The sequence below is a fragment of the Microbulbifer magnicolonia genome (assembly GCF_035117725.1).
GTDB lineage: Bacteria > Pseudomonadota > Gammaproteobacteria > Pseudomonadales > Cellvibrionaceae > Microbulbifer > Microbulbifer magnicolonia.
The window spans coordinates 293368-314916 of sequence record NZ_JAYEFD010000001.1 but is presented as its reverse complement, the minus strand read 5'-3'; the positions used below and the strand labels follow the sequence as shown (position 1 = coordinate 314916).

The window sequence follows — 21549 nt, the reverse complement described above, 5'->3', positions numbered from 1 at the left end:
ACAGAGGTGTTCAATGAGTAGACAACGTCGATCCTTCTCTCCAGAGTACAAGCTGGATGCTGCCCGGCTGGTCGTGGACCAAGGGTATTCAATATCGGATGCAGCCCGCTCTCTGGGTGTCGGCACAACTGCCATCCGCCGCTGGGTGAAGCAGCTTGAAGCTGAGCGCGACGGCGAGACGCCCGCAAGCAAGGCTCTCACCCCCGAGCAGCAGAGAATCCAGGAGCTTGAAGCCCGAATCAACCGGCTGGAACGGGAGAAAGAGATACTAAAAAAGGCTACCGCTCTCTTGATGTCCGACGAGATGAATCGTACGCGCTGATAGACCGATTAAGTGAGCAGGAGCCCGTGGAACTGGTCTGTGAGGCGTTTGAAATACCTCGATCATGCTACTACGAGTACAAGAACAGAAAGCGTGCCATTGATGCGCCCAGAGTGCAGCTCCGGGCCAAGGTCAATGAAGTCTTCAAGCGTAGCCGTAGTGCCGCCGGTAGCCGAACAATTGTAGGGTTGCTCAATGAGCAGGGAATTACTATTGGGCGTTTCAAAGTCCGCAGTCTGATGCGTGAAGCTGGACTGATCTGCAAGCAGCCCGGCCCTCATAAATACAAGAAGGCAACGGTTGAACGACCAGATATACCGAATGAGCTTGATCGCCAGTTCAACGTGGAAAGGCCCAATCAAGTGTGGTGTGGCGATATCACCTACATCTGGGCCGGTTCACGCTGGTGTTACTTGGCTACGGTTATCGACCTGTATGCCCGTCGCATCATTGGGTGGGCCATCTCAGAGCAGCCAGATGCCGCACTCACGGTGAAGGCGCTGGAGATGGCCTGGGAGCAACGAGGCAAACCAAGCGGTATCATGTTCCACTCGGATCAGGGCAGCCAGTATGGGAGCCGCCTATTCCGGCAGCGGCTGTGGCGCTACCGGATGACACAGAGTATGAGCCGTCGTGGGAACTGCTGGGACAATGCCCCGATGGAAAGACTATTCCGCAGCCTGAAAAGCGAATGGGTACCGCCTCTCGGCTACGACTCGATTGCTGAGGCAAGCCGTGACATCAGCCATTACCTGATGACCTACTACAACTGGGAGCGTCCCCATCAGCACAACGATGGTGTACCACCCGCAAAGGCGGAAGAAAATCTTATCTTACTGTCCGGAAACAGTTGACCACTACATCTAGCAATTGCCGACCTCATGCGATTCTCCACTAAAGAATCTCATTATCAACAGCCCGCCGATCTAAACCTAGACATTATATCCGACACTAGGTTGCGCATAATTCGTTGCCGACCGAACTTCTTGATAAATAGCGTTCTATCAACACATACAAGGGATAGGTTATGAATAGCATCTAAGGCAGATTGCACATCTCCGGGCGAAAAAACAGCGGCATTCTCTACCTCTCGCTTTACAAAATAAGCCGCATATCCAGAGACGCCTGCCACAATTGGTTTTCCTGTAGCTGCATATTCAAATAACTTCGAAGGTAATACTCTCCGTAGTGGGGCAAAGTCATTTAAATGCAAAAATAGTACATCAGACTGACAATATTCTTGATATAACTGTGCTCGGGAGACTGGCGGTAGAAGCACTACATTATTTACCTTCTGTCTCCTTAACTCAGCCTCAAGCGCAGCTCTGGCCGCACCGTTACCAATAACCACGAGCTCGAATTCAGGACCAAGCCTTGCCGCAAGCTTCGGGACAATGTTTTCCAGGCCTTGCGCGACACCTATATTACCTGCATACAGCACACGTTTTTTGGTGCGCGCCCGACTAAACTTAACAGAGGGATCAATAAGAGTAGATTCACCATAGAATCCGCCGTCGACACCATTAGAAAAGAAACTAAATTTCAGGCGAGGGTAGCGGGACTCAAAATACTCGCGAAACCCCTCACTAACCAAATTTATGCCATTGGCTCGCTTTAACGTCCACGATTCGCAACAGGAAAAAAAAAGCTGACCGAGTCGACGCAACCCAAAAGGAAGAACAAATGCCAAGTTGTCAGTAAAAATGTCCCGAATATCTAGATAACAAAATTTGGCATTCCGCTTCCCCAGATGAGCACCCAGCATGGCGGTTGCTAGCCGCGACGATGTTGCAATAAGAATGTCAAACTCTCGCGAACCTAGCAGCTCTTTACAAGAACGCGTGAATTTTACGAATCCAAGAACCTGAGAAAGCATACCACCCTCGTGCTGACGCACTTCAACACGTCGAACAAGAACGCGGCCTTTAAATAAAACTTCGACACTAGGAAGTGTCCGCCGCACATCCGAATATCGATTCGGTTGCGTAGTGATAATTTCTAGTGAACATGTATCAGGAAGCTCTTCCAACAGGGCATCCACCAGCGCTTTAACCCTAAAAGAGCCAGCACTAAGATCGGGCGGGTAGTAGTAGCTTATTAGTAGAATTTTCGAAGGCATCTTCACCCAACGATATCTCCCGAACATGACGAGAAGCTGCCATAACAACCCTCCAACCGGCTTTCTTGGCTCTCCCAGTTCAATTCCCTGGCGGCCTGGCGCGCTCTAGATGCATAATATTCGCGTTTAGCTTTGTCGTTTACCAAAAGAGCAAGTGCGCTTGCCAGCTCTTCGGCGCTCCCGGACTTAACGACGCGCCCTAAATCATTCTCCCTTACAATACGCGCAATTTCGGGTAGATTACTGGCCACGACTGGTAGGCCGGCAACAATATATTCGAACAGTTTGTTGGAATCTGTCGTATAGTGATTCAAGCAAGTATTTTCGATCGGCTGTACACCAATGTCGGCGGAAGCCGTATACTCAGGCAAATCTACAAGGGGAACTGTCGGAATGAAGAATACACGATCATAAATTGATTCAGTTTTGACAATTTCCTTCAGTCTTTCTCCTATGCTTCCACCTCCGATACATACAAGATACGCCGTGGGGACATCTTTAAAAGCACGAACTAATGTCTCGAGGCCCCGCCCCGGCTGTAACCCACCCTGATATAAAACTATCGGAAATGGCTCTTTAAGGCCAAGCGTTCGACGGATTTTCTCATTCTTAATTATCTTGGTAAAGCGCGGCCTATTTTCCAAAACTATGGGGCGAGGGACAGAATAAGCACGAGCAAAGAATTTTGCACGCATTGACGTAGTAGTTATACAGGCGTCGGCACGCGGCATCAGCCACTTTTCAATACAGCCGACAAACCTGCCTATATCTCTATAGCCTTCACGGCTCACACTGATTTCATGAGCGTCATAAATCAACTTTCCACGAATCAGCCTGCCAGCCAACCAAGCCAAAGGGAGTGTATCTACATCGTGCGAGTGCACATACTCTGGTTGCCGCTTAACCAACGACACCAACATCTTTGCTTGAACCAATATACGGGAAGCGCCCTCGCTAGAGAGCTTAACCAGCATTGCTAAAGACCTAAAGATACCCAACCTAAGAGGAGAAACATTATCAATTCGTGTAGCCGCGCTAACTTTTGGCAGCACCCGGCCAAACCTAAGGACTGTCAAGCGCGACTCCACGCACTCAACTTTTGGCATATCAACGCTGTCACGCAACGCATACACAGTTACATCAAAACCAGCCCGGGCTAATGTTTGCGCTTCTTTTAAGACTCTCGCATCATTCTGGAAGGAATTCCAGACTATCATGACAATAGATCTATTACGGACCGCCATATTAGATCACTGCCTCTCGAGGCTCGAAAGTATTAATACATGACAAGATGCGGGGAATTAACTGAATAGCAGAATCAAATCGCTCCCGTTTGTAGCGTCGCTCAAACTCAAAAGCCAATGCCGCTAGTTCAAACCTTTCGTAAGGTATTTGCTCCAACCCGCGGCGTTTCGCCGCCGCATTGACGGCTCCCTCTAAAAGCCCTCGGAGTCCGCGCTTCACAGGCCACCCCGCCCCCAATGGTTCCAAACCCCAGCGCCCCCAATTTACAAGAAAAACTTCTCCATCGTCATCACTCATTAAGTTGTCGGGCTTTAGATCCGGATTAATGATACTTAACGGCAGTGAGCTAAGCTCCGACTGTAATTCATCAAGGGCCTTATTGAGCCCCTCAACCAAGTGTGAATTACTACTATTTACCACCAGACGTAACCGAGCAATCATCTCCATGTTAATTCGCTGCCATAGCAGAGGGTGAGAACGACAATAGCGTCGCACCAATCGCTGAGGAGGGTCTACTGCAACTAACGTTGTTAGCACACTAATTGCTGCAATTTTTGCTTGTTTTAGCTTTACTTTTTGCTTCCTTCCGAGACGATAAAAATGGCAGTGGAAACCATCAACCTTTGCAACCCCCAATAATGACAATCCCGGAAACTGTCCATATGTCTCTTCGAGAAGTGTTGCCTCATGATGAGCCATAAGCGAGCGATTACGCTCGAAGATCTTAATCAAATACCCGCCCTCACGATCCAAACCCCGTGAAGACAAAACAATAATATTATTGATACTGGTCTGCTGCCACTCCCAACACTGCGGAATTTCCTTGTCACAGTATTGCTGCATGATGGGCAATAGCTTGCCTCGCAACCGGTCCGCCGCTAAAAGTGACCACGAGGAGCTACAAGCGCTAACAGGATCCGGCAACAATAATTTTCCGTGAAAAAAAAGGGCGTCGAGCTTGCTTTGCTGTTTTATTAAACCGCGTATATCGCTAATCGCTCCTTGCACTCGCATCGCTATTTGGCGCGCCAGCAACAAGGAAATAATCGCAACTAGCGGACTGGGGGGAGACCAAAATATAAAATCAACGACAATCCAACTAAAGACAAGAAGAAAGCCCACTTTAGATAGAGCACCAGCTATCGAAATAAAATGCCGATCAATCCTTTCCCGAAACTCATGAATATGGCCACTTGCAAAATGGAGAAACGAAAGGACAGTTGCCATATACGCAACTTGAACTATGGCAATCTGCCAATATATGAGAGCAACCAAACCTACTGCCAATAGTGCAAAGACACCATTAGCGAGGGCATTCGCATAACGCTGAAACGCAATTACTGCCAGATCATTTTGATTAGCAAAGAGAGCCACCTTATGGCTACTAGCCAACAATTTCCCAGCCCCCAAGCCCGCGCATGCTCTAATGACCTTCTCGGAAAAAAGGTGAAGCAAGAATACCCCAACCGCAGCTGCGCACAACCAACCGATTAAAACATCCCTACTAAAGGCCGAGAAGGTATCAGGAAAATATGCTGGAACATTATCGGACCCAAGCAAAATGACGACTTTCAACGGAAGCAGCATAGCTACTACAAGAGCAAATTGTGATACGAGAGAAGCAAGCACTATCAGTAAAGTAATGCCTGGTGTAACCCGCATGAATTTTCCGCTCAAACTGAGGCACCAGCGGAGAGATATGATTAGATTCCGGATCATGATTTCGTACCTTCGACCAACTCGAGTAGCTCGCTGGCACGAACCTCCCAAGTATTTCTACTCAGAAACAGGTCTATTCGCTGCCTATCTGGGGTCAGAGCACACACCTCATTTAATGCAGTACAAAAGCCTTCCACATCCTCTACAGTTCTTGTATACGGATAGCTTTCAATTTGCGGCATACGAAATGATACAACTGGCAGTCCAAATGAAAGATATTCGTAAATTTTTATCGGATCCACCCCGTCAGACAACTTACCCATGCGAAATGGGATGATCGCAGCACTCCAGCCTGCAGCGACTTTATGCAATTGCGTCCAAGGCATGGCACCGAGAAGCTCGACATTTGATGGAACATCCAGATTGGCTGGCTCAGAGTGCCCAATTATTTCGAATCTAAATTGCGGACAACGTCGAGCAATGGTTAAAAATGCCGACCAATCAAACCAAGCATCGGAAAGATGACCAAAATAGCCAACAACACGCGGCGCAATCCGGGGGCGCCGATGATACCCAGCGGGAAGGAAGCTCGACTCCACTGCATTAGGGCTTAACTTCACTCGGCTCCCTGGGGCTAATTTACGCATCTTGTCACAGAGAGGGCCGGAAACACAGATAGTAGCTTGGCTCTCAACTACGGCACGACGTTCCGCAGCCTTTCGGTACCAACGGGCCATTCCTACCTTCGAGAACTCCTCCCAATCATCCCTACAGTCATAAACCACAGTCCATCCTGCTCGCTTAAACTCTGCGATCCAAGGAACAACTTTCGGATATGGATATGAAACGACAAAAACCTTACGCGTGGACGCAAGTTCAACCTCTGCAATTCGATCTAAAAGCTGTAAAGTAATATCAACTGGAACCTGCATCAGTAAGTCGCTTTCATCTAGCGGCACGTCCTCGTGAAAGTCATTACGATGATAGCTGAAAAGTACTGGTATTCCTTGTCTAAGCAATGCCTGAGCCTGCCGAATAGGACGATTACCACGTGTGCCCTGTATGCAGGTTGTTCCAGAGAACAAAAAGACAAAGTGCGAAGAATTTCCTCCATTGACTCTTTCGAGAAATCCCAAAAGTCTGTCTTTTACCGCCTCATACACTGAATCTCCTGGCTCGGGGGCACGGCGCCGCCACCTCTGTACTCGCCACAGGCGATATAGCCGAAAAGGAACCAAGGGAAGATCGCGGGGATTACGTGCAGTATCCACCAGCATTCTACCTAGTTGGTAACGGGCACTTGATTGCAAGCGATCACGTTCACGCTCGAGTGCCGCTATCTCTTGTTTCAGAGACTCAACCTCATTATTCTGCCCCATTACAGAACACCCTCAACGGCTGCACGGAACGCCCGAATAAATTTCGTTTTGCCATACTGCTTTTGCAAATATAAGCTCATCTGTTCAATCTTTTCGGCATCAGCACCCATTTCGACCCTCTTAAAGGCGTTTGCTACCTCTTCGAGATTCCAAACATCTACGCGCTGTACCTGAGATGAATCAGGAAATACCTCCCGGAATACCGGCAAGTCGTTCGCTATCAAGGGGCACCCACACAAAAGGGCTTCCGCAGCGGCCATGCCAAAGGATTCGTCTCGACTGGAGACCAACATGGCACCACCAGATAGGGCACAATTGCGATATAGGTCTCCCAGTTCCGCATTACCTATACGGTCAATCCAACGCACCTCGTTCGCAACATCCATACGCAAGATTAACTCAAACAATTCCTTGGCTCGCGCCTTCGGTGCAGTGAAACCTCCGACGATTGTCAAACGAATCGTCCCAAGTATGCTTTTTGCTAACGCCGCATAAATGATAGCCAACTGCCAATTCTTATGATTGTCTAGTTTCCCCACCCAGATAAACTCACGTACGGCCGGCTCGGACATATGCTCTTGGCTTCGCCGAAAGAAGTCATCCGTGTTCAATAGATTTGGAACAACCGAGGGGGCACAACTAGCCACCTTTCCGGACACAAGCCCAGCAGAATATTTTGTAGGCACGCAAATACCCGAAAGCATATTCACGCTCAGGTGACTCAAGTAAGCAAGACCATTATGAGTGGTAGTATGTACGTCAAGAAAGACCGGAATACGCCCCCAAAAACCACCTCGAGCCTCCCTTAGTAGCTCCGGGGAATCCACCACAAGTACAACGTCCGGTTTGACTCGAAGAACTAATTTTCGTAATGATATGTCACAGCCATAATACACTCGCCCCCCATTACAAGGCATATCTCTTAGACCGTTGTCTTGACTAAAAAACAAATGGCATTCGATACCAACCTCAGCCATTGCAGCTTGTCGGAGCAATAACTGGGAAGACACACCACCAACGATCCCGTATCGATAGGCGTAAATCACCTTCATGCGATCTCTCCTGCGTGAACGCCATCGCAATTACTGCGCGCGTACACTACGAGGGCATCTTCATTTGCGCCTTCATCTTCAGGCCACCATAAAACGCGCCAGCCGGCCAACCGAACGCGCTCCAAGCGCTGCAAAATGGGGACGACCGCATGACGCAAAATCAACGTGCCTGCAGACCCACCGGCATCTAGGCGGGCAGACATTAATGCAGCACTATCAGTTATCCAAATTTCACCTTCAGCTATATATCCGGGAGGCACATCAAAGCCGAAGACTAGGGTTTCTGCCGACAATGCAGCAAGTGTTACGCCGTCATGCGAAAAATCGATGTGCCTCGCCATATTTCTTTCTTTCTTGCGCAGCCGCAATAATCTGCGGAAAAAACGCACAGAGTAAATCATTCCGTTCCTTATTGGAGACCGCAAAATATCGTCAAAGGCTACACCTATTTGCCAAGCAGGAGAGCCCTTAATCTGCGTAATCTCCATGCGCAGCCTATCCCTTTCTTCCCGCAAACATTCTAACTGAAGCACGGAAACATCAAATAGGCTACCTTCAAAATTTCCTACGCCCTCGTCATCATTTATCTTCACTTAGATCTCACTACCTAATTCCAATTACTCTAAGAACGAGCTCGTAATTTATCGCCGCGTCACAAAGGTAGAAATAGCATCAAATATTCAACTTTCTTTAATCGAAACACGAACTTCTTACCCTATATAACCGTACTGCTCAAGGTAGCCCTGCATTCGACTGACCATATACTCAACTTCACGATCCGACCTTCCCTCTCGCCATCGTCTTTGATCAGCCTTCCCACCTCGAATTAATTGTGAGGCCGCGCTCGCAAACCTCTCATCGTGATCTATCTCAAGAAAATCTTCGATAGAAGCCTCAACCTTACTGAAATTGCCACCAAGATCTTCCAGTCGGACATCCAACCAGTTATCAGCGCCTACTCTATCTCTCATTTTCGCTGTAATTGACATCAGAGAACACCAGTAATTCACCGCTTTCTGGAGATTAATATCACCACCAAAATGCTTTGTTTCCGCGAAACGCGCACTCTTGGCTATTGGCCAAAATTTTCTCTCCAAAATGCTGGAGACAACTTCCCTACCATCTCTAACCACATTTATGAACTTAGCTCTCGGATAAAGTCTTTGTATCTTATCCGCGTACAAGAGGTTTCGCGGCGTCTTCTCACACCAATGTTGTTTATCGTGTTGACCTGCCGCTCTTTCAAATATTCCATCTGAGAAACGTTTACAAGCGTCAGCTCTCTGAACACAGGTATTAGATGCTTTGACCGCACTCATTAAACCATCTAGCAAGTCGTTCAAATCACTACTGGAAATCACTTCAAAGAGACCGGCCTGATATCCCAACCGGGTTTGACTTCGACCTTCCGCTGCGGCTCGCCCCCGTAAAAACAGACTTTTGAGTCGGAAAAATTCAGACATCAGTGATCCCCGCCCCACTGACGTCAATGGGACACCTCCACCTACAGTCCTTTTATAGAGATAGCCCCTTACTCTCTTGGAAAATTTCCATGTGAGTTCAATCGGATCGTCGCAATCAACAATATCTACGAGAGCGGGAAGGCCAGAAAAAATCTGTGTTTCCCATTTATAAGACCAAACCTCTGAATGAAGACCGATGACTCGATTTAATATCGAAGTCCCCGATCGACCGGTCCCCAAAATAAAAATTTGCATTTTCTCACTACAGACAAGTCAAAAAAATATAAGCTAAATGATATAAAAGCCCGCTTATGAAAACGCTAAACACGAAAAAAACCAATAGTATTGATAGTTACAATTACCAGGTTAAATCCGTAATTAACCCAAAAACAATTGAAAAGACTGCACTCTTAAAGCGCCCCCTGAATTTCGTCCCATAAGTATTCAGCTGCGACTTTGCTACCCAATTCATTTAAATGCAGATCATCGTAAAAGAGTTCGGATTTGCCAGATAACCTTTCATCAAAGTCTACAAAGTGGAGATTACTTGATTTTGCAAATTCTCGCATTTTCAAATTAGCTCGATTCCGCCAACTCAATACAGTGTTGTAATATCTTTCGTTTGGGTACCTTACACTCAGCCATTCATCGCCACCATAAATGTCTCCACGATGAGGAAACGTGGCTAAAAACAATTCCAAATTCAATTGACAGCAAGCACTGACCAAAAGAGGCAACAACAGCTCTTCAGAATACTCAACAGAATCAACTGTATAACCACAGGCCTCGTCTTGAGGCACAACGGGTGAATATCTTTTATTGTGAAAAGCCCAATATCCTCCAGCCTTTGTTAAACAAAGCGCATCATTTGAAGGCAACACAAATAATACTTTAGCCTTCATATTGCCAGCACCACCTTTGAACCCAATCTTATTTAAGAGAGTGTTCAGCAAGTGTAATGTCGTTGCCCCAGAGTACCCGCCATTATAGGCCACTAATGGCAATTTATTCCTTAAACAAATCTCTTCAAAATATGCTGGAAACCTTAGCTCTTCATCTACAAAGACAGACTCTACAAAAGAATCACCCAGAAAAAAAAATTGAGCACTGAACTCTCTTGACTCCAAATCCCTCCCGGAAGTAATAAATCCATTTCTATCCGTTCTTACTCTAAACTCCTTCTGCGAAATTGAGCCATCCACAGACTTCACATATTCAGCTGTAGGGGCTTTGGACTTATCGATGCTTGGCCCCCACTCTTTTAGTCTTATGTGTCTACGCATTATCTATCGCTCTCTATATACTCAATACGCCGAGTTCAGATCCATCGAATATCCGAAAACCTCGAAGTCACGCGAAAACTTATCGACAACACTAGAAACAAGCCGCTCGCTATAGTAGTCCACTAACCGAGAATTTGACTTCGTAATCGAAGGGGCTTTGTTTTCTTCACCTAGACTTTCAGACTCGAAATTACCGGCAATTTTGGGCCACACATTTGCCATGTCCTGAGCAAAGGATTCAACTCGGCCAATATAGTCAAAATTTATATGACTATAACAAACCTCATCAACCTGTAATCTCCAATGGTTGTTCATTTCGTAAGGCGATTGATCGCAGATCCCCAAAACAAACGATTCGAACGAGATGTCATCGCCCACCTCTTTCCCTAGCAGTTTTATCAACTGTCGATAGGGGGCAGATTTCTTAGGAACGATGCGATCTAAATAGCAACTAAGAAGTCTGCTAAATGGGTTTCGAACGAAAGTGAATTTAAACACGTCATCAGACTTAATAAATTCAGCCAAAAAATCTGCATCTAACTGAAAGGGAGAAAGTAAGGGGGAACAACGGCGATCGTGCAACGACAAAGTCTTAAACTTTGTATTGTGATATTCTAATTCGTATAGATGGTGTTTTATCGTGCTATTTGCTGCCTTACCCACGGCCAAATAAACATACTTATTTTTTAGAGAAATATAAGTGTGATTATTGAAATCTGAAATAGGTTTCGTTTTTTTAATGCTTTCAATAAATGACTTGTTAATGAACGACATGAATTACACCTAAAATTTAACATTGAAACTAGAAAAATAAATACCTACACGGTACCAGACAGCAATGAAATAATATTTGGCACGACCTTAATTGACGAATACCGCTCGACGACATATCCCCTATTATTCTTTAAAGACGAAGAGTCAAAACAGCGGCTCAACTTCGTTATTTTTTCTGCGGCATCCGAAACGGTGGCCACCAAGCTACTTTCAGGCCAAATATTATCAGCACCATCCCAGTTCCAAACAATAGGAAAACAGCCAGATAGCATTCCCTCGCCTACTGCCAAATGGAAAGACTCTGCATCGGATGGCGACAAAATAAATCCGACAAGAGAAAGCCATGTATTTACATCATCACCAGCCGGATCGAATATAACCTTATAGCGTAACGTTGGGCTGCTATTTATACGCTTATATATCTTTTTATAATAACTAACCTCTTCTTCGCGATTCAATAACCAATCATAATCCAGCGGATGTTTTCCCTTAACACGTAGGCAATAGCGATCATCCTTTTTCAACAATTCTTCGAGCAAATCTATCGCCCTATCGAGACGCTTAGCCGCTGGGACAATGCCTATCATTCCGATTGTGAAAGGCGAATCGCCGGATTTCCTAATTGGCGTAAACTTTTCGTCATTTAATAAATTTGGTATCACTATGCTTTTATCGGCCGGGAATCCAAATTTCCTCTGCGCATCTCTACGCATATGTTCACTAACAAAAATAATTTGGTCTATATTTGACCAGTTGGCTTCCTCCAAATAAGTAAGCTTTCTTTCTTGCGCGTGAAAGCGTGCAAATAGTTTCTGGTCGGGCCTCTTATTGTGCGAATACCACTTCAAATTACCCAGGCACCACTCACAAAATATTATATCCGCTCCATTTAAGAGCTCACGGCTTTTCTCTTCGTCGTGGCAGTTGTGACCTAACCACTTATCCTCGAGGAACGTAAATCCAAAACTCGCCAGTTCATCTTTTAGAGAAGCAAAAAACTTCAAGTCATGCCCGGCAATTAAAATCCTAGTTTCCTCGTTACGTTTCTCATCAGGTGAAAAACCAGCGGATGCTGTACTCGTTTGATTTAGCCACGTTTTAATAGTAGCTACGCACGACGAGAATGTGTGACGCTCAGCAAGTTCTCTCAATCTTCTTGCAGCATCCTCCACCACATGATCATCTACCAATGCACGTCGTAATTGAGACTTGAATTCTTCTGTGCTGTTAGCATACAAGGGATAATCATTCCCTAGAAGTTCGACATGGAGTTGGTTCCTGTTTAGGATCGCTGCACAACCCGCACCGCCGTACTCGAGTATTTTTGTGGAATATTCCAAGGTATCATTCATTGACTCCGCTCGCCACGAGAGTCCGACACGAGAGTCCAACAGTTCTGCCTGCACTCTTTCGCGAGAAAGCGCTCCGACCCATCGAAGTCCCGCAGTATGCTCTAATGCATCCCGCATCCGTTGCATATAATTCTCAGGAACACTTTCGTTATGAATCTTATCACCGATCATTAACAGTTCGCTGTCGCTAACCTGCCGGTGCACCTCCGGCCATAGCTCCGCCATCTCAAGGGTTTTCCATTCACACTTATACTTCCCTGCATACACGGCCTTTCTTTTCCGATTTGCGATTGCCGTACAAGTAGTCATTAGATCCGGAATTACCGGGGAGTACAGGGCTAACTTGTCAGCGGGAAAATTCGGTACTAATTTTTGCCAAAGCGCCATAAAACCACGGCTTTGACACAAAATTTTCGCAGCCCCCCCGGCTAGTTGCGTCATAAGCTGGCGCTGTGCGAGTGAATATTCGTCAACGGCTTGTGGTATGTCTGTGAGATACAGCCAGCACTTACCGAGCGCGCTGGGGCACTCCAGAAGCGCCTGAGCTATCTCAAGCCCTCTTACAATAATGACGTCATAGGACTTGATTCGCTCTAAAAACACAGCCAAATCAGCCAGCTGCTGCGAATTCAATTGTCGATAATCTTTATTATCCCAATACTGTTTATCCGTTCCGTCAATGACATTGACCCGAACATCATCTAATAACGGCCTAAATAGCTCATCTCGTCGAGGTGTGCTCTTTGCAATGAAGTCCACATGCGCCACGTCCGTAGCCGCAACCGCCAGGCAGATGGTCTGTGCCCAAATGGACGAACCATCGATATAGTTTAAATCTGGATTCGCACAGATAAGGACTCGTTTTTTTATCATAATTGTCACAATATCACCTTGTTAGGACCAAGCAACGCATGGCAATCTGTACTGTGCGTAGAGAAATACATCGGCAAAAAAAACAGGAAAAACCTAATTGGAAATAGATAATCTTTCATTGTTTTATTTAAAGTTTCTATAAACAATCGGAGCTGAATCCTCCATGCACGGTAAAAGCTCGAAAGACTCCCGATAAGTACAAACGTCAAACTCCTCGGACTGCTCCAAGTAATCAAGAAATACTTTGAATTCTTCAAAAAGTTCTTTGTCTTGCCCATATATCTCGACAAAACTTCCCCTAATATTTTTTTCACTTCTGGCGACCACTTCATTCTCGACGTTCGCTAAAGATTTCTTCCCAGGGGCAATTCTGGCTTTCTTCAAAAACGAAAAACTATGCATCATGAAATTCAGATACGGGGACGAGCCCGACTTACACGCCCTTATAAGTTCATTCGCGCGTAACCAGTTAATATCCAGTTTAGAATTAGTAATTCCGCCCCGCTCTCTAACTAGTGCAACGGGCGTTATTGGAAATTCAATGACTCCACTAGTCCAATACGGATGAGTCACATAGCTCCCTCTAAGGGAGTCCGGTACAAAGCCATATAAATACGATGAATCAATGACATAGTCCAACTCTTTCAATGCTTTAAGTGTATCTTTATTAAAAAGATAGCCCCCGGCACGAAATGATTTTGGCTTCTCTCCTATGATACTTTCAATATACTCAGTACCGTACTTAATTACTTTCAACTGCTCTTCATAGCTAAGTTCATTAAGCTGTTTTCGATAAAAAGTTAACTTCGCCGACGGATGCGAATGCAGCCCGATCTCATGCCCCGCTCTAGAAAGATCCCCAATCAACTCTCTAATCAATAAATCTTTTTCGCCCTCTAGGTGCTCGAAAACATTTACAAAGAAAATGCCTCTCATCCCTCGCTTTTCCAACTCCGAAGCAATTTCCCTAGTCGTCAGATAGCCTTCTGCCGCGCCATCGAGCAAGACCCCACTGTCGAAATATGTATCTTCAGTATCAACACTAATAAAGACCTTTTTTGTCCCGCTATTTGACACTGCTCGATTAGCATATCTCTCGTTTAAAAAGGAACCGATATCCCCTAGCGATCGAAAATCTTTGTTAACCCACGGCAGTACGTTGCCCTTATCAACGTCACTTTTGCTTGGACAGAACACAATTTTCTGTGGGAAAACAGGAGAGTCTATCGTTAACGTCAAATCCTCATTACCAAAAACGAAAGTGCTATTTGTAAAATATATGTTTATAGATAAATTTAGAGCTCTAGGCCGTAGAATAACCACGCAGCTTTCAATCACCCCGCTCTCGCCCGAACTGACCGACTCGTAGCCTCCGTTCCGCCCATCTATTTGGACTTTCATTTTGTATTCTGATTGATTCAAGCCACTCAATTGGATACGCACAGCACGGTATCCAGCGGAAAGAAGTCGCCGAACTGAAATATCACTTATATGTAGACAGTACTTTCCTTGAGCATAATCAATACACTCACCCTTAATTCTTACTCGCTTCTCTGTTATTTCACTAAACCCAGACTCAAGCTCACAGGACATAAACATCATATATATCCCATCTCTTGCGCGTCGTACGATGGACAATATTTTTGAAAGAATAACGCATTCCCTCTTGCTACTTTGGAATAAAGCATATTTCTCTGAGTACTCGTGAAATATGAATTATCCTTATGAGTCTTGTTAGAAAAGTTTTCGACTAAGACTCTTTCCAGTAAAAGCCTGTCGTTTTTTTCCAAAAACGGATAAACATTTAAAGCAATACTGTCCGCAACCTTCGAAAAACTTGGGTTCGAATGTAAGTCTTTATCAAGTAAGCTTAACTCGCTCAAATCAATACCAACTGATCGAAAGAAAACTTCTAAATAATTACGTATCCCATTTTTTTTGACAATCTCAAAAGGAATTACCGACAGCGAGTCATCGGCAAATATGTCGGAAAATGGTTTCGCAACAGCCTCCCAACCTAAGTCATTCGGTAGTTTATCAGCAAAGAAATCGTTAAACCCGGAAAGAAAACGCGCCTTTCGCACTTCCTGCGAATACATTGATTCTATAAAGTCAAACTGATTTCTAACTGTCAATACAAATTTGAACGTATCTAAAGCCCTTCTCGCTAGGTAACTAAACCACAAAGCTGCTGACTCAGAGTTATACATGCTACTCAACCCTGAGAAGGGGTGACCTAGAAATGGCTCCCATGAAAAAATGGGGTTTTCAATCCCACGAACGAGATTATAAAACTCATCGAACGACCTTTCTAAAATAGCAGTTTCACCTGAAGTTAGAGTATCGAACTCTCGTAATGGCAACTTCCTTGCCTCGTTAAAGGTCGCAGCAAAATCTTTGAACTCCTGGCTTCTTTGATCTACAAATTTATATCCAAGCTTTTGGAGCGCAACTCTATTTCGGCGCAACACAGTCTGAATCGTAGTTGTTCCAGTTTTCCATGAACCAAGATGAATATATATCATAGTGATAACTATCTTAATAAGTTACTTATCATTGAAATTGCAGGCTTATCTTGCGATACGAGCTTTCCAATTTTCCAAGAGGTCTGCAAACTAATATGTCCACTATCGACGTAAACGGGAACACCATCTGCCCCTAGAGCGCTGCATATCCCATCCGGACAAACATATTTATTCACATCAAGATATTCCACCCCTTCGAATTTTTGAGCAATTTCCCTAAGATGAGAGTTGACCGATACTATGCTTGGATCAATCTCTCTTATATCGTTACAGTCCAGGTAGCTATTGTTTATCTGTTTGAAAATACATGTAGAGTCTACATAATTTACAGTCCCAATTTTCCCCAGCAGTAGAACCCTTTTATTTCGCTCAACTAAGGCAGCCACGGTTGACTCTAATGCATCAAGAAAACCGCCCCCCCCCTCCGCGTAGGAACTCCATGACCCGCCCAGAAATAGCACATCATATCGCTCTATAATGGGATAAATATTATTTAATGATTTCGCGCATTTGTCATATTTTGCACCCGGCACAAACTCTCTCGGATCTGAGAAAATCGGTGGGCAGGAGCTGTGCTCAAAGTTAGAGAAACTAAAACCAATCGAATTCGCAACTTCCCCTAAGACACCAATATATTGGCTTGCGTTAGAATCACCCCAGAGTAATATCTTGACGTCTCCCTGATTTTGATCAGGCCCCAATACGCACCGATCTTCCTTTAAATATTTTTTTGGTAAGTACGCTCTTTGACAAACATACTCGTACTTAAACCCTCTAACGGAGCCCTGGGAAAGAAGTTCATACTGCTGCTTGTATTCAGTCCACGATCTAAAAGATAAACCATCGGTCTGCATCACAAACAATAATGCAGTCATACTAACACCGGCAGGCACGATAACCAGTCGCGACGCCAACCAGCGAAGATTCTTAGAAGTTCTGCGAAACCGTTGTTCTACAATCTGGTAACTAAGCACAGAGAGAGAAAAGACTGTTGCAATATAAAGAACGGCTATTACCACATCATTTAGATTTAAATAGTAATAATTAAATAGTGTCAAAATAGGCCAGTGCCAAAGATACATTGAATAAGAAATCTTGCCGATGAACCTCAAGGGCTTAGTTCTAAGCAATATTGCCGATTTAAGTGCGCCAGGAAGGATTACCAATATGATAAATGCAGTCGCCACTATTGGGGTGAGCACTACATAACCAGGAAAACGCATTTCTTCATTTACAAAGAGGGTGCTCGCCAATAAAGCTATGACTGCCAATACACAGATTAGCTCTCGGATCCACTTTCTCCATGATTCTGGGCTCAGCTTCGAGAAACCAAAGAAAGCAATAGCTCCCAACAAGAGTTCAAATGCACGGGCATGCGGCAAAAAGTAGGAGTAACTTGGATCAGAATCTAAGTATGCAAGTCCAAAAGTAAATGAAATGATAAATAGAGCCAAAGCGGCAATTAGAAATGACAACCCAAGTCGAGCACATAGCAATAGCACTATCGGCCAGAAAATATAGAATTGCTCTTCAACCGCAAGGGACCAGAAATGTAAGGAAGGATGCTCTGCAGCAACATTAGAGAAATAGTCTATCTCATTAATATAATAAAAAATATTAGTAATGCTAAGGACGACGGACGATAAGGCCTTGATGTTAGCGAGCGCAAAATCTGGAGTGGCGAGAAAGAGAATAAAACACAATAAAAACATCAATACTGGTATAACTGCTGGTACTATTCGCTTTATTCGTCTACGATAAAACTCCGCTATCGAGAAGCGGCCGTCGCGAATGTCCCGGTCAATTTGCCCAGTGATCAGAAAACCCGAGATCACAAAAAATACATCAACTCCGACAAATCCACCCGGAGCTAGACCTGGCCAAGCATGGAAGAGAACTACACTCATAACCGCTATGGCTCGCAGTCCATCTATCTCTTCCCAGTACTTTCTTTCTTGACTCACTACTAAAGACCTTATATCAAGATATAATCATTGAACTTCAGAAAAGCATTCGATAATTATTAGCATTCATTATCTTAGAAATATCACTTTACACTCTGGCCTCTTTGGCAAGCGCTTGAAGAATGTTACCCAGTGGACATGTCTACTTCTTTTTTGTTAATTAATTATGTGCATGTCATCGGCATGGATTGAGGGGTAAACTCATTACTATCCAATGTAAATAAAGACGGATAAGAAACCTGATCCCCAGCATTACTGGCACACCATTTTTCACTAAAGACTCTTGGCGTCCATACCGCACAATGTAGCTCTGCAGGCACGTCAAATAAAAATTCATTATTAGCCGTTGCCTTCGCCCAGCCATTCGCTTCAGGCTCGTAGCGCATTGCGTTAACCAGATCCATTGAATAATATTTACCATAGCGAGCAATGGCAGAAAGCCAACCGACAGCATGGAATTGCAGCGCCCTTTCTTTGAAGGAACTACTTCGCAAGTAACCCGAACTGACAATTTCTATCTTATCTAAGATGGCGTCTTGTTTAGCCTTGACCGAACCATCGAATTCAACCATCAGTGTAAAGTTTCTGTATTTCTGTACTTGTACAAAATTTATAAATGCATCCAATTCAGACTCTTTGTTCACTCTACCCACAAATAATATATTTGGGCTAACATCCAGCCTGGCCCCCGCCCCTACGAGCTGAAAAACCTCATTAAGACGATGGGCATAGGTATGATTGGTAAATACTTCACGGATTCCCAACAAGCTCCGCCTCCGCCACTCAGCGTCATCATTAAGCAATGTATAAATCGCCTCCTCAGCTTCAGCTTCATTATTTACCAACCATATCACTTCATTGTCGAAGAGCTCTTCAATTCCACGAGCGTAGGTACTGACCACAGGAGTGCCACAGGCCATAAGCTCGAATACGCGACGAGAAAACATTGTGGGAGAATCTGTTACTGAATTGACGTTTAGAAATAGTCGGTACCGATTATATTCTTTGCACAGAGACTCGTATGACAAACTACCTTTTATATTTTCCTGCAATTCTGCAGGGAAAGGAAAGTTACCTGTCTCATAATTGCGATCATAAATGTCCACGCCATGACGCTTGGCCGCACGCAGCAACCACGCCATCGCCTCGCCCCTCTCTGCATGACGATTCCCATACCAACTACCAGCGAAACAAGCTCGAGGTATTCGCCCATGAAGTGCTGCAGGTTTATGCAGTACAGGCTGCGCAGCGAACGGTAGAGCATAAACAGCCGTGTTACCCGTCTTTTCCTCGTATGAACCGCACATATTTTTATCCGTCGTAAAAATATAATCGGCTACTTTCGCACTACACATAAATTTCTCATGGTGTACCGGATCCTCCTTATTCCAAAACACCATAGGAATGCCTTTTTGGCGCGCGTAATCAGCCATTTGGCTGATTTCTTGGCCCGGCTTATTCGCGTAGTCCCCAACTCGGTATTGCCAGCTACCATGGTTTCCCTTCCAGGCACTTTCGATGAAGAACATACTCGGTTTGTACTTTTCTGCTAACGCAAGCCAGTTGTCTGGGCGCGGCTGCACTAAGTTCAAATCATTTTTGAAGCAACCTTCGGTAAATTCATCCATCACGCCGAGAACTACGGGCTTGTCACTTTCCTTGTTGGACGGCCATCCTGAAGTAAAAATCGCGGTCGCCCTGGGGTCCAGCGAAAATCTCTCCCCCTCGCCTTCAGTCGTTGCCGGCGCAGAGGATACGGACAAATAATTCAAACATATGCGATCACTTTTTAGTGCACCAAATCGGCAAAATCCGATCTCTATTCCATATACGTTTGTAGGGGTTGTGAAAGCGTGAATTTGCTGCTTAGCGCCAGCAGTAGAGGTAAGATACTTAAATTGAGCGTGAAACTGACGCGACCAAGCCAGTTTTCCACACTCAACATCTATTTGTTGACCGCTGATTCCGTAGAATTTTAGCAACATCAATGCAGACCTGGCTTTATTGCCTTGACTACCGCCATCTGATTGACCGCTAATAGCAGAGGAAATCAATATATTCTCAGCAGGATTCACTGATACTCGATACCAAATCGGTGACGAACTGAGCTCTTCAAATTTTGAGCTATAAGAACCTAACGCGATTTGTCGTACATTACTTTCCGAGACGGCATGACTTTGCGTAGTACCAGAAACTGGGGGCAAATTCTTTTTGTTTCGGCTCTGTGAAGTAGACGCTTTCCTTTTTGTACGAAATGCTCTGTAAACTCTAAATATAGCCAGCGGAAGGCGCATCAAACCTGCCAGCGAACCCGCTTGCTTAATATGATACCCAAGTTGATAGGTAGTACTGCGTTGCAAAGCCTTAATTTTTTTTTCAGCAGAAATCTTTTGATTACGCATTAAAGTGTATGACTGACGGCTATTAGACAGTTCGTCAGTGAGCGTATCGGCTCTTCCTTCAGATTCCTTCAGGCGGTTTTTCAGCCGCACGCATTCCTGGCGACTATTAGATAGCTCGCTATTAAGAACAAGAGTACTTTCCTCAGATTTCTCTAAATTGGCTTCCAGATGCTCACATGCCAATTGACTATCAGACAGCTCACAACTAAGGGCAAGTACTTTCTCCTCAAAAGCAAGGGCCCTTTCCTCAGCCCCCTTTAGGTCAACTTCCAATTGCGCAAAAGCTTTTGATTTTGATTCCAAGTCATTTATGCGAGCCTCAGCCTTTGATAAATTGATACGAGCTTCACGAGCCTTCTCATTCAGCTCGTTAACTCTCCCTCGCAGTTCACTTTTGCTCTTTTGAAGACTAACGACCAGCTCCCTCAAGGGCCGCTCCAACTGGTAAAATCCCTCCTCCAAACGCTGAAGGTCAGCAAAACAAACATTGGGAAGTTCAGTGGAAGGCTGCTTTCGAGGCCTTTTCGCTACAATACCGATCCACCTTCCGAGGATCTCATATTCCAACTCACAAAATTCGGCGTGCAAAGTTTTCATCAAAGCCGAGAGGTAGTAAGTTGTCTTGTGATCAATAAAATCGTTTATTCCGAATGGCGTAGTCACCACTAGTGTGCCATCCGACTCTTCCAAGAGGCTCGCGGCTTTCTTCACAAACAATTCTGGGCGAACAAGGTGCTCCAGCACCTCACTCAAAATAACAGTCTGGTATACTGCCCCCGATGCCTCAAAATCAAAAAAATCGGAGTGTACAAAGTCAAGTCTGCTTTTCACCAGCTCAGGTTCATTTGCGGAAAACTGCCAAGCTTGCTTAACTGCCTTCTCATCTAAATCGACCCCAGTAACTCTACACCCTTCTCGAGCTAAGAGTATTGGAACGATACCCTGCGAGCACCCTACATCTAGAGCACATTCACCCTTAACATGAGAACATATCCAGTGAATTCTTCGCTGAGTTTCCCGCATGAAACCTTCGCCCATTTTTCCATAATAGGCCTCAAACACGCGATCATGGATTTCTATTTCATCAATCACAGAAGTCTCAGAAGAAGGACGAAGACTTGTCTCACTCTCGCTCAT

At 45.0% G+C, this 21549-nt stretch carries 15 protein-coding genes; 1 reads left to right on the top strand and 14 read right to left on the bottom strand.

Annotated features, from left to right (window positions below; genetic code table 11):
• The first annotated feature begins 13 nt into the window (after positions 1 to 13).
• A protein-coding gene (locus tag RRF64_RS01435) for an IS3 family transposase (RefSeq protein WP_323844045.1) occupies positions 14 to 1176 on the top strand; the annotation gives its coding sequence in 2 pieces (ribosomal slippage) (positions 14 to 269 and positions 269 to 1176; 1164 coding nt in all).
• A gap of 56 nt (positions 1177 to 1232) precedes the next feature.
• Here the strand turns inward: RRF64_RS01435 and RRF64_RS01430 are convergent.
• The 14 genes from RRF64_RS01430 to RRF64_RS01365 all read right to left on the bottom strand — a co-directional run bounded on the left by RRF64_RS01430 (position 1233) and on the right by RRF64_RS01365 (position 21549).
• Positions 1233 to 2441 (bottom strand): glycosyltransferase family 4 protein, encoded by a 1209-nt coding sequence (locus tag RRF64_RS01430; protein ID WP_323845574.1) that lies wholly within the window; start codon positions 2439 to 2441, stop codon positions 1233 to 1235.
• 2 nt (positions 2442 to 2443) lie between these two features.
• Positions 2444 to 3658, bottom strand: coding sequence for a glycosyltransferase family 4 protein (locus RRF64_RS01425; RefSeq protein WP_323844044.1), 1215 nt, complete (start codon positions 3656 to 3658; stop codon positions 2444 to 2446).
• A gap of 28 nt (positions 3659 to 3686) precedes the next feature.
• Positions 3687 to 5363, bottom strand: coding sequence for a hypothetical protein (locus tag RRF64_RS01420; RefSeq protein ID WP_323844043.1), 1677 nt, complete (start codon positions 5361 to 5363; stop codon positions 3687 to 3689).
• A gap of 38 nt (positions 5364 to 5401) precedes the next feature.
• A complete protein-coding gene (locus RRF64_RS01415; RefSeq protein WP_323844042.1) occupies positions 5402 to 6508 on the bottom strand; it encodes a glycosyltransferase in 1107 nt (368 codons plus the stop codon).
• Positions 6509 to 6723: 215 nt separating this feature from the next.
• Complete coding sequence (locus RRF64_RS01410) at positions 6724 to 7776, bottom strand: glycosyltransferase family 4 protein (protein ID WP_323844041.1); 1053 nt, start codon at positions 7774 to 7776, stop codon at positions 6724 to 6726.
• A complete protein-coding gene (locus RRF64_RS01405) occupies positions 7773 to 8369 on the bottom strand; it encodes a hypothetical protein (protein ID WP_323844040.1) in 597 nt (198 codons plus the stop codon). Before RRF64_RS01405 ends, RRF64_RS01410 begins: the two co-directional genes overlap by 4 nt.
• A 117-nt stretch (positions 8370 to 8486) precedes the next feature.
• The gene (locus tag RRF64_RS01400) at positions 8487 to 9239 is read right to left on the bottom strand and encodes a sulfotransferase family protein (RefSeq protein ID WP_323844039.1); all 753 of its coding nucleotides are present in this window, start codon (positions 9237 to 9239) and stop codon (positions 8487 to 8489) included.
• Between the two features lie 410 nt (positions 9240 to 9649).
• Positions 9650 to 10522: a GDSL-type esterase/lipase family protein gene (locus RRF64_RS01395; RefSeq protein WP_323844038.1), complete on the bottom strand. Its 873-nt coding sequence runs from the start codon at positions 10520 to 10522 to the stop codon at positions 9650 to 9652.
• Between the two features lie 21 nt (positions 10523 to 10543).
• The gene (locus RRF64_RS01390) at positions 10544 to 11296 is read right to left on the bottom strand and encodes a sulfotransferase family protein (RefSeq protein WP_323844037.1); all 753 of its coding nucleotides are present in this window, start codon (positions 11294 to 11296) and stop codon (positions 10544 to 10546) included.
• Positions 11297 to 11340: 44 nt separating this feature from the next.
• Positions 11341 to 13530, bottom strand: coding sequence for a glycosyltransferase family protein (locus tag RRF64_RS01385; protein WP_323844036.1), 2190 nt, complete (start codon positions 13528 to 13530; stop codon positions 11341 to 11343).
• 114 nt (positions 13531 to 13644) lie between these two features.
• Positions 13645 to 15123: a polysaccharide deacetylase family protein gene (locus tag RRF64_RS01380; protein WP_323844035.1), complete on the bottom strand. Its 1479-nt coding sequence runs from the start codon at positions 15121 to 15123 to the stop codon at positions 13645 to 13647.
• Positions 15120 to 16046 carry a hypothetical protein gene (locus RRF64_RS01375; protein WP_323844034.1) on the bottom strand — a complete coding sequence of 309 codons (927 nt, stop codon included), beginning with the start codon at positions 16044 to 16046 and terminating at the stop codon, positions 15120 to 15122. Before RRF64_RS01375 ends, RRF64_RS01380 begins: the two co-directional genes overlap by 4 nt.
• A gap of 8 nt (positions 16047 to 16054) precedes the next feature.
• Positions 16055 to 18010, bottom strand: a complete 1956-nt coding sequence (locus RRF64_RS01370; protein ID WP_323844033.1) for an acyltransferase family protein — start codon at positions 18008 to 18010, stop codon at positions 16055 to 16057.
• Between the two features lie 164 nt (positions 18011 to 18174).
• The gene (locus RRF64_RS01365) at positions 18175 to 21549 is read right to left on the bottom strand and encodes a glycosyltransferase family protein (RefSeq protein ID WP_323844032.1); all 3375 of its coding nucleotides are present in this window, start codon (positions 21547 to 21549) and stop codon (positions 18175 to 18177) included.

Excerpts from the sequence above, each read along its gene's own strand:
- RRF64_RS01425 (WP_323844044.1), bottom strand. The coding sequence starts at position 3,658 with ATGATAGTCTGGAATTCCTTCCAGAATGATGCGAGAGTCTTAAAAGAA.
- RRF64_RS01395 (WP_323844038.1), bottom strand. The coding sequence starts at position 10,522 with ATGCGTAGACACATAAGACTAAAAGAGTGGGGGCCAAGCATCGATAAG.
- RRF64_RS01390 (WP_323844037.1), bottom strand. The coding sequence starts at position 11,296 with ATGTCGTTCATTAACAAGTCATTTATTGAAAGCATTAAAAAAACGAAA.
- RRF64_RS01375 (WP_323844034.1), bottom strand. The coding sequence starts at position 16,046 with ATGATATATATTCATCTTGGTTCATGGAAAACTGGAACAACTACGATT.
- RRF64_RS01365 (WP_323844032.1), bottom strand. The coding sequence starts at position 21,549 with ATGAGCGAGAGTGAGACAAGTCTTCGTCCTTCTTCTGAGACTTCTGTG.
- RRF64_RS01430 (WP_323845574.1), bottom strand. The coding sequence starts at position 2,441 with ATGCCTTCGAAAATTCTACTAATAAGCTACTACTACCCGCCCGATCTT.
- RRF64_RS01380 (WP_323844035.1), bottom strand. The coding sequence starts at position 15,123 with ATGATGTTTATGTCCTGTGAGCTTGAGTCTGGGTTTAGTGAAATAACA.
- RRF64_RS01400 (WP_323844039.1), bottom strand. The coding sequence starts at position 9,239 with ATGTCTGAATTTTTCCGACTCAAAAGTCTGTTTTTACGGGGGCGAGCC.
- RRF64_RS01410 (WP_323844041.1), bottom strand. The coding sequence starts at position 7,776 with ATGAAGGTGATTTACGCCTATCGATACGGGATCGTTGGTGGTGTGTCT.